This window comes from Cypionkella sp. (assembly GCF_034376685.1).
GTDB lineage: Bacteria > Pseudomonadota > Alphaproteobacteria > Rhodobacterales > Rhodobacteraceae > Cypionkella.
This window is the reverse complement of the sequence record NZ_JAXMJJ010000075.1, coordinates 1-8,805: the sequence shown is the minus strand read 5'-3', so window position 1 is coordinate 8,805 and position 8,805 is coordinate 1. Positions and strand designations below refer to the sequence as shown.

Sequence of the window (8,805 nt, the reverse complement as noted above, 5' to 3'; positions counted from 1 at the left end):
GCGAAAGCGAGGTTTTGTGCGCCTTGCCAGATCGCGGCTTCGCGCTCGGTGGATTCCAGCACGACATGGGCGCGTTTCAACTTCACCACATAGTCGTCAAAGCCGGTGACGGGGAAGCGGGCGGGTGCCAGAAAGCGGTGGCCTGCGGTGGTGTTGCCGGATTGGATGCCGTCGATGTTCAGCGGCACAACCTCGCCGCCGGATTCGTCGGACAGCAGGCAGAGGATCGAATGCAGCGGGCGCACCCAGCGCAGGTTGCCAGACCCCCAGCGCATGGATTTCGGCCACGGGAAACTGCGGATGGTGGTTTCCAACACCTCGGCGATGATCACAGCAGCCGCACGGCCCGGCTTTTCGACCACAGCGTAAAGCGTTTCGCCCTTCTTGTCGGCGCGGCGTTCCAACTGGTCCAGCGTCAGTCCGGTGGAGCGCAGGAAGCCTTCGATGGCGGCCGGAGGTGCAGAGGCGCTCGGCCCCTTGCGTTCTTCGCGCACGGGTTTGCTTTCGGCGGAAAGCCCTTCGATCGACAGCACCAGACGGCGCGGTGTGGAGAACGCGCCCGCCGAGGCATAGGTCAGGCCAGCCTCGACCAAGCCATTGGTGATCATGGATTTCAGGTCGTCACGGGCGCGGGCTTGCATCCGGGCGGGGATTTCCTCGGAAAACAGTTCGATCAGCAGGTCGGACATTTATTGCTCCGCTTCAGGAGAAAGCTGGTGCCACGCATAGGCGCGGCCATCGGGGAAAACCGCGACAACACGGTCGATTTCGGGGGCGGCTGGCTTGGTCGGCGCGACGGGGCTCACGTTGGCCTTAGAGAGAAAGGCAATGGCCTCGCCTTTTTCCAGCGCCTCACCAATCGCGTCTGCGTCAAAGCAGCCAAACCATGAAGGCGCGATTAGCGGGGTGGGCTTTTCGTACACCTTATAGGTTTCAGTCAGCATGGCTTGCGACAGCGGCGTGTGGAAACAGGCGCGGTAGCCCAGTGGCGAGGCTTCCGCCGCAATGCCTTCGATCTGATCGACAAGGATGGGCTCGGGTTGCCCGGATTCGATCAGGGTAAGTTCGATCTCGGCACCCTTCTGGAAGCTCGCCGGGGTGTAGTGGGTGCTCTCTTGCAGCTTCCAATACATAGCGATGCCTGCGATGGCGGCGGCGATCACGATGAAACCTGCGACGTATTTGCCATTCACTGGACTGCCTCTGCGTCTTGGCCCGCCGGGGTCAGCCGGAAGGCGTCGGCGCATTTCTTCGCCAACGCGCGGACGCGGCCGATATAGGCTTGGCGTTCGGTGACAGAAATCACCCCGCGCGCGTCGAGCAGGTTGAACAGGTGGCTGGCCTTGATGGTCTGGTCATAGGCGGGGTGGGCCATGATGATGGTTTTGCCCGACTTTGGGTCCAAAGGCGGAAAATCCAGCAGGCGTTGGCATTCGGCCTCGGCATCTTCAAAATGGCGCAGCAGTTGTGCGGTGTCAGCCCCGTCGAAGTTGTGGCGCGAGTATTCTTCCTCGGTCTGCCGGAAGATGTCGCCATAGGTCAGCGGGATTGGCGATTGCGGATCGTTGAACGGCATGTCCATGACGTGATCGACACCAAGGACATACATCGCCAGACGCTCCAACCCGTAGGTCAGCTCACCGGAAACCGGGCGGCAATCATGGCCGCCGACCTGCTGGAAATAGGTGAACTGCGACACTTCCATGCCGTCGCACCAAATCTCCCAGCCCAGGCCCCACGCGCCGAGGGTCGGGGATTCCCAATCGTCCTCGACAAAGCGGATGTCATGCAGAGAGGCATCGATGCCGATGGCTTTCAGCGAGCCGAGGTAGAGGTCTTGCAGATCGGGCGGCGAGGGTTTGATGATCACCTGATATTGATAATAGTGCTGCAGGCGGTTGGGGTTCTCGCCATAGCGGCCATCGGTCGGGCGGCGCGAGGGCTGCACATAAGCGGCGGCCCAGGGCTTCGATCCCAAAGAACGCAGGGTGGTGGCAGGGTGGAAGGTGCCCGCGCCAACCTCCATATCATAGGGCTGCAACACGGCACATCCCTGCGCTGCCCAATAATTCTGCAAACGCAGGATGATTTCCTGAAAGCTGCGGGGGGCTTTGGGGGCATCAGCCATGACGGACCTCTTGAAATGTTGCCACTGCATAGGCAAGAGGCAGCCAAGGGTCAATGCAGGGCTTGCTGTGCGGGCGAAAGCGCGTGCATCCGGGGAATGCTCTGCTAGGTTCGCCAAAATGCCGCGCTTTGCGAAAACGAGATTGGACGGTTCTATGAGACTTCGGATGGTTTTGCTGGCCTTGCTGGCGGTGCTTGGGTTTAGCGCAGCGGCTATGGCGCAGGATGCGTGGGTGCAGGTTGAAGCGCAACCCAGTTTGGCCGAGGCCGAGGGCCGCGCGCGCGACTATGCCACCGAATTTCCAAATGTGGCAGGATACCAGCTTTCGTCGGGGTGGTATGCGATCGTGCTGGGCCCCTATGCGCCAGAAGCCGCAGCAGGCACGCTGGCCGACCTGCGCAGTTATGGCGCGATCCCGCGGGACAGCTTTGTCACAGATGGCGGCACGCATCGCCAGCAGTTCTGGCCGGTGGGCGCGATTGCCGGGCAGCTTGACGTGACGGTGGTTGATCCGGCTGTTGCCGCGGAAGCTCCGGTGATTGAGGTGATGCCCGCCGAGGAATCGCCGCGCGAGGCCAAAGCCTCGGAAGCCGAGCTGGATGCGGATGGCCGCAAGGCGCTGCAAACCGCGATGGCATGGTATGGCTTCTACGAGGGCGGCATCGACGGCGCGTTCGGCCCCGGCACCCGCAATGCGATGGCCGCGTGGCAAGAGGCGAACGGATTTGAACCCACTGGGGTTTTGACGACGAAGCAACGTGCGTCTTTGGTCGGGAATTATCAGGCGGATCAGGCGGAGTTTGGCTTTGTTTCGGTGTCCGAACCCGAAGCCGGGATTGAGATCACCCTGCCGCTGGCCTTGGTGCAGTTCGACCACTACGAGCCGCCCTTCGTGCATTATAATGAGAAAGCGGGCTCGGGGCTGAAAGTGATCCTGATTTCCGAACCCGGCAATCAAGACAGCCTGTCTGGGCTGTATGATATCCTGCAAACCTTGGAAGTGGTGCCCGCCGAGGGTGAGCGCAGCAAGTCCGAGAAAAACTTCACCATCAATGCGGCTTCCAGCAAGGTGCAAAGTCACGCCTATGCGGAAGTCAAGGATGGCATGGTGAAGGGCTATCTGGTGGTCTGGAACCCGGCGGATGCGGAACGGATGAGCCGGATCTTGCCCGCACTGAAATCCAGCTTCCGGGGCGTGGGCGACAAGGCCCTGGACCCGGGCTTGGTGCCGATGGATGAAGCGACGCGGTCGGGGTTGCTGGCGGGGATGGAAGTGAAGCTGCCGAAGCTGTCGCGCTCGGGGTTCTTTGTCGATGCGGCGGGGACGGTGGTGACCACGGTTGAGGCGGTTGGGCAATGTGGGCGGGTGACGATTGATCACGCGACCGAAGCGCGGCTGGTGGCGCAGGATCAGGCCACCGGGGTGGCAATCTTGCAGCCGACGACGCCATTGGCACCGCAGGCTTTCGCGCGGTTTGCGGGCGGCGCGGTGCGGCTGGGGTCAGAGATCGCGGTGTCGGGCTATTCCTACGAAGATAAGTTGCCGGCACCCGTGCTGACCTTTGGCACGCTGGAAGAGGAAAAGGGGTTGAACGGCGAGGCCGGTCTGAGCCGTCTGGCCGCGCCGGTCTTGGCGGGCGATGCGGGCGGGCCGATTCTGGACAGCACCGGTGCGGTGCTGGGGATGCTGTTGCCGCCTGCGGTGAAGGGGGCGAAACTGCTGCCGGATGGGGTGGCTTTTGCAGCCCAAGCCGGGGTGATCGGGCAGGCTTTGGCGGCGGTGGGGGTGGTTTTCAGCCCGGCCACGGCGACCGATCTGGCGACGCCAGATGCTTTGAATGCGGCGGCGCTGGGGATGACGGTTCTGGTGTCTTGCTGGGAGTGATCGGGTGTGTCCACGCGTGGACAAGGGGTGCGCGCGTGGATATTCAAGGGGTTACGGGGTCGGCGTTTACAGAATTTTAACTTTTTCACCCGCGCGCTGATGGCAAGGTTGCTGCCTCCGGCGGGGATATTTTTGCGCAGAGGATGACCCAAAGGCAACGGCTTGGGATTTGCTCTTTTGAAAATACTCACCTTTTGAAACGCAAATGCCGCAAACCGGAACCTCCAGTTTGCGACATTGGTTTTTGCCTTGGTAGGGTGCGTGCTTGCACGCACCGCGCCTTATCCGACGTGATAGAGGCTTGCGAACAGCTTGGGGTCCAGACTGTCGGCGGCAAAGGTCGCGCCCTCGGTCAGCACTGACACGGCGTCGTGGCTGTGCAAGGACTCCTGATGGCTGGCGACAATGCGGAAATCACCGATGCGGCTGTCTTGTTGCAGCGCTTGGCAGAAGCTGCGCGCGGCATCTTCGACGAAGATCGGGTTGGCGGCGTTCAGCTCGGCAAAAGCCTGTTCATCTTCGCGCTTCACCATCACCTGCGTTTCGGTCGGCACCGCCGCGCGCGCAAGGTCGATCAGGTCTTCAAACCACAGGCATTTGTCGCCGGTCAGTTCCACCGAAATACGCGCCACCGAGCGTTGCGAATGCGGTGTCGCCATTTGCCCACGGGTCTGGCGGGCGTGTTCCGACAGTTCCAAGCTGCACGGGCAGGTCGAGGAATAGACGAAATCAAGGTGCATCAGGCGTTTGCGCACGCCAGCTTTGTCGACCAATTCCAGAGCAATGTCGTAATACTGCCAGCCGGACAGGCCCGAGCGCAAAGATTCCACCTTCACCGGGAAGGAGAACCGCATCTGGATACGGGCGTCGAACGAGCCCAGATCTTTCAGGTAATCTTCCAGCGCGTGTTCGATCACCTGATACGAGAAATCGCGCTCGGAATGGGCATAGAACGAGCGCATGATGCGGCTCATGTTGATGCCTTTTTTCTCGGCCTCCAGCGATACAGTGCCGGTCACCGAAGTTTCCAGCGTCAGCGGGCCGTTATCTCGCGTGCGGTAGCGGATCGGCAGGCGGAAATTGGAAATGCCGACATGCTGGATGATCTGCTTGGCACCGACGATCAGGCTGGCGGGGCCGTTTTGCAGATCGGGCATCGAGTCTTTGTAAGCCTCGGTCAGCGTGAAATCTGCAGGATATTCGCGCGACAAAACCGGATAGGTTTCGCCCACCAGCGCGCCTGCGCCGGGCGCAAGACCCGCGATCTCGGCATCAGAGGCGCGCTGCGCCCAAGCGCGCAGGGTCGCCAAAGCGGCTTCGGCCTCGGCACGGCCGGGGCGTTGATCAAGACCCGATTTTTCTTCAAGGCCGATCATGTGAATGTTCATGGCAGCGCTCCCCAGATTGGTCGCAGAGTCAGGATATAGGGGATTTTCCCCGATTTCCCAAGCCTGTCCGAAGGAATACGCGCGAAAGGCGACATTGGATTAACAATCGCACAGCTTTCGCGGGGGGTGGGCGGGGCTTTCCCCCGCCCTTTGGTTCAATGCGCGCTTAGCGCGTTTTGCAGATCTGTGATCAGATCGTCCACGTCTTCCAGCCCCACCGACAGCCGGATCAGCCCCGGCGTGATGCCCAGCGCGTCTTTTTGCGGCTGCGGCAGACGCTGATGGGTGGTGGTGGCGGGGTGGGTGGCGATGGATTTGGCATCGCCCAGATTGTTGGAAATCTTGATGATTTCCAGCGCGTTGCAGAATTTGAACGCGGCTTCCTTGCCGCCTTTGATCTCAAACGTCACAAGCGTGCCGCCCGAGCCCATCTGTGCCATCGCCAACTGATGTTGTGGGTGCGAGGCAAGCGCCGGGAAGATCACTTTCGAGATGCGGTCATCCGATGACAGCGCTTCGGCGATTTTCAGCGCAGAGGCCGCCATTGCGCGGCAGCGCAGATCCAACGTCGCCATGCCGTTCAGCATGATCCATGCGGTGAACGGACTCATCGCAGCGCCGGTGTGCTTGAGGTAAGGCTCGGCCACTTTGCGGATGAAGTCTTTGGTGCCGCAGATCACCCCACCCAAAGCGCGGCCCTGACCGTCGATGTGCTTGGTGGTGGAATAGACCACAACATCCGCGCCCTGCTCGACCGCGCGCGAGAAGATCGGGGTGGCGAAGACGTTGTCGACGATCACCAAAGCGCCGACGGCATGGGCGATTTTCGACACCTCGGTGATGTCGACGAGTTCCAAGGTGGGGTTCGACATCGACTCGAAAAACACCGCTTTGGTGGCGGGGGTGACGGCTGCACGCCATTGATCAAGGTCTGCACCGTCGACGAAGCTGACGTTGACGCCGTAGCGGGTCAGCACCTCTTCAAGGATATAAAGGCACGATCCGAACAGCGCGCGCGACGACACCACATGATCGCCTGCCCGCAGCATCGACACCAGCGCGCCATTGACGGCAGCCATGCCAGACGCTGTGGCGAAGGCGTCTTCGGTGCCTTCCAGCGCCGCGATGCGCTCTTCGAACATCCGGGTGGTCGGGTTGCCGTAGCGGGCATAGATGAATTCATCCTCGCCCGCTTTGATGAAGCGTTCCTCGGCGGATTCGGCGGTGGGGTAGACGAAACCCTGGGTGAGATAGATCGCCTCGGCCATCTCGCCGTATTGGCTGCGGCGCGAGCCTTCATGCACCAGTTTCGTGCGCGTTTTCCAGTCGTTGGTCATAGCGAAGGCCCCCTGGCCAAAAGAAAAACCCCGAAACCAAAGGGCTTCGGGGCTGCTGACCCGGACCCTCTTTAGCGGATTGTTTAACGTGGCCCGCAATTCGGAATAAAGCACCACGGGCGGTGGATAGCGCGGAGGATCGCTCAGGTCAACCGGGCGGCGTGGATTTTGCGGCAAAAGCGCGTAGGCTGACAGGATTGATTCATATTTTTATGCGAGGTGCTTGTGATGTCTGGATTTGGGTATCAACCAAAACCGATTAATCTGTTGAACCAGAAACTGACGCTTTCGCCCGAGACTCAGGCGATGATTGCCGAGATTGAGGCGAAGATGGCGGCGCGAGCCTGGATGGAGGCGATGCTCGCCCCGAAATGGGAGGATTTGCTGCCCAGCTTTCACGACATGATCCTGCGGCCTCCGCCTGCGGGGCCTGTGCCCGTGCCACAGCCCGCCTGGTTGAAACCGGGGCCTGCGGCACCTGCGCCCGTCTTGCCGAACCCCGGCCCGCCAAACTTCGGCACGCAGACCCCTGCGCCGGGTGATCTGAAACTGGTGCTGGAGGCGTTCAGCAAGACGAAGGTGGTCCAGGACGGCACCCAGTTCTTGCAGAACGAGGCCAAGCGGCAATGGGGGGTGTTCAAGCTAGAGTGGAACGCGGCACCGACCGGCGAGAAAGTGGTCATGGTCAGCACGTCGGTCGTTGTGGCCGCCTCGATGATCGCGCCGGTTCTGGCGGTGCGTGAGACACGGGTGATGGCGTTTGACTTGCTGAAGGACAAATGGCTGCCGGTGCCGGGCGTGCCGGGCTACAAGATCAAGCTGCTGGATCACGGCGCGGGGGTGACGGTGCCGCTGCCGGTGCGAGGGCTGACGTTTGAGGCCGAGTCGCAGTTTCTGAACAGCGGCGCGAAGCCAACAACGGTGATGCTGCAGTTTGATCTGATGGAGTTCTGGGGCAAGAAAAAGTAGCCGTTACGCTGCTGTAACCCCGCGTTCATGGCTTTGTTGCAGCCTTGTGGCAGCTTTCGGGCGTCATGAGGGGGCTTTGCCATGCCGGATCAGGCGGTGTTCCGAGTTGATGTGGGCAGCAAAGGGTTGCGGGTCGATACGGTAGCCTTGGCGGCGGCGCTTGCCGCTTTGCCCGTCGGTGCACCTGTGGTGGTGATGATCCACGGCTATCGCTTTGCGCCGGGGGCGCGGGGCGGAAATTGCCCGCATACGCATATCTTCTCGATGCAGCCGCCGGTGCAGGACTGGACGGCGATCTCGTGGCCGCGGCATCTGGGCTTGAGTGGCGGGCGGGCCTTGGCGATTGGCTTTGGCTGGCCTGCGCGGGGGCGGTTTCGCGGGGCTTGCGTGCGGGCACGCCGCGCGGGGAGGGCTTTGGCGGAACTGGCGGCCTTGGTGCAATGCCTTGATCCGGGGCGGGCGTTTGATGTGGTGGGCCATAGTTTGGGGGCACGGGTGGCGCTGGCCGCCCTGCCCTATGCCAATGCAGGCGATCTGCGGCGGTTGATTTTGCTGGCGGCAGCAGAGACACGGCGTCCGGCGATGCGGGCAATGGCCTCGGTTGCGGGGCGCGCGGTGCAGGTGCTCAATGTCACCACGCGCGAGAATGATCTGTTCGATTTTCTGTTTGAATGGTTGGCGGGCGCGGGTCTGGATACCGCGATCGGGCAGGGCTTGCGCGAGACCCCGGCGAATTGGCTGGATGTGCAGCTGGATCAGCCCGCGAGTTTGGCGGCATTGGCGCGGTTGGGCCATACCTTGCCGGAAGCCCCTGCGCGGATCAGCCACTGGTCGCCTTATCTGCGACCGGGGGCTTTGGGGCTGTATCGGACGATTTTGGACGGCTCATTGCCGCTTAGCGTGCTGCGGGCTGCGCTGCCCGAGCGGCGCGATCCGCGCTGGTCGCGGCTGCTGGCGGGGTGGCGGTGGGGCTTGCCGCTACAGCGCGCTTAACGGTTTGAGTATTGATCCTGAACCGCAAGCAAACTCTGCGGGGCAGAGTTTGTCGGTTCATTGCTCAAAAGGCTGGAAGCCGTTGAGCAAGGGGAGCCGTGCCGC

8 protein-coding genes and 1 riboswitch are annotated in these 8,805 nt (G+C 61.8%); of the genes, 3 read left to right on the top strand and 5 right to left on the bottom strand.

Features of this window, described 5'->3' with window-relative positions:
- From U1A24_RS14220 to U1A24_RS14210, 3 genes are all read right to left on the bottom strand, one after another.
- Positions 1-689: glycine--tRNA ligase subunit beta (locus tag U1A24_RS14220; protein ID WP_322322632.1), on the bottom strand; the 689-nt coding region annotated here is incomplete at its 3' end.
- Positions 690-1,193, bottom strand: coding sequence for a DUF6446 family protein (locus U1A24_RS14215; RefSeq protein ID WP_322322631.1), 504 nt, complete (start codon positions 1,191-1,193; stop codon positions 690-692).
- Entirely contained in the window at positions 1,190-2,128 is a 939-nt protein-coding gene (locus U1A24_RS14210; protein ID WP_322322630.1) for a glycine--tRNA ligase subunit alpha, read from the bottom strand. Before U1A24_RS14210 ends, U1A24_RS14215 begins: the two co-directional genes overlap by 4 nt.
- A gap of 154 nt (positions 2,129-2,282) precedes the next feature.
- On the opposite strand from U1A24_RS14210, the gene U1A24_RS14205 reads away from it, so the two are divergent.
- The gene (locus tag U1A24_RS14205) at positions 2,283-4,013 is read left to right on the top strand and encodes a peptidoglycan-binding protein (protein ID WP_322322629.1); all 1,731 of its coding nucleotides are present in this window, start codon (positions 2,283-2,285) and stop codon (positions 4,011-4,013) included.
- A 281-nt stretch (positions 4,014-4,294) separates the two neighbouring features.
- On the opposite strand, the gene folE2 is transcribed toward U1A24_RS14205, so the two are convergent.
- Positions 4,295-5,401: a GTP cyclohydrolase FolE2 gene (gene folE2 / locus U1A24_RS14200; protein ID WP_322322628.1), complete on the bottom strand. Its 1,107-nt coding sequence runs from the start codon at positions 5,399-5,401 to the stop codon at positions 4,295-4,297.
- 155 nt (positions 5,402-5,556) lie between these two features.
- Complete coding sequence (gene metZ, locus U1A24_RS14195) at positions 5,557-6,738, bottom strand: O-succinylhomoserine sulfhydrylase (RefSeq protein WP_322322627.1); 1,182 nt, start codon at positions 6,736-6,738, stop codon at positions 5,557-5,559.
- Positions 6,739-6,788: 50 nt separating this feature from the next.
- Positions 6,789-6,865: riboswitch (SAM riboswitch) on the bottom strand.
- A gap of 101 nt (positions 6,866-6,966) precedes the next feature.
- Here metZ and U1A24_RS14190 point away from each other — a divergent pair.
- Together U1A24_RS14190 and U1A24_RS14185 are read left to right on the top strand one after the other, a co-directional pair.
- Positions 6,967-7,707 carry a hypothetical protein gene (locus U1A24_RS14190; protein ID WP_322322626.1) on the top strand — a complete coding sequence of 247 codons (741 nt, stop codon included), beginning with the start codon at positions 6,967-6,969 and terminating at the stop codon, positions 7,705-7,707.
- Positions 7,708-7,788: 81 nt separating this feature from the next.
- The gene (locus tag U1A24_RS14185; protein WP_322322625.1) at positions 7,789-8,700 is read left to right on the top strand and encodes an alpha/beta fold hydrolase; all 912 of its coding nucleotides are present in this window, start codon (positions 7,789-7,791) and stop codon (positions 8,698-8,700) included.
- Positions 8,701-8,805: the final 105 nt, after the last annotated feature.

Coding starts and splice junctions, on each gene's coding strand:
- U1A24_RS14210 (WP_322322630.1), bottom strand. CDS start 2,128: ATGGCTGATGCCCCCAAAGCCCCCCGCAGCTTTCAGGAAATCATCCTG.
- U1A24_RS14205 (WP_322322629.1), top strand. CDS start 2,283: ATGAGACTTCGGATGGTTTTGCTGGCCTTGCTGGCGGTGCTTGGGTTT.
- folE2 (WP_322322628.1), bottom strand. CDS start 5,401: ATGAACATTCACATGATCGGCCTTGAAGAAAAATCGGGTCTTGATCAA.
- metZ (WP_322322627.1), bottom strand. CDS start 6,738: ATGACCAACGACTGGAAAACGCGCACGAAACTGGTGCATGAAGGCTCG.
- U1A24_RS14190 (WP_322322626.1), top strand. CDS start 6,967: ATGTCTGGATTTGGGTATCAACCAAAACCGATTAATCTGTTGAACCAG.
- U1A24_RS14185 (WP_322322625.1), top strand. CDS start 7,789: ATGCCGGATCAGGCGGTGTTCCGAGTTGATGTGGGCAGCAAAGGGTTG.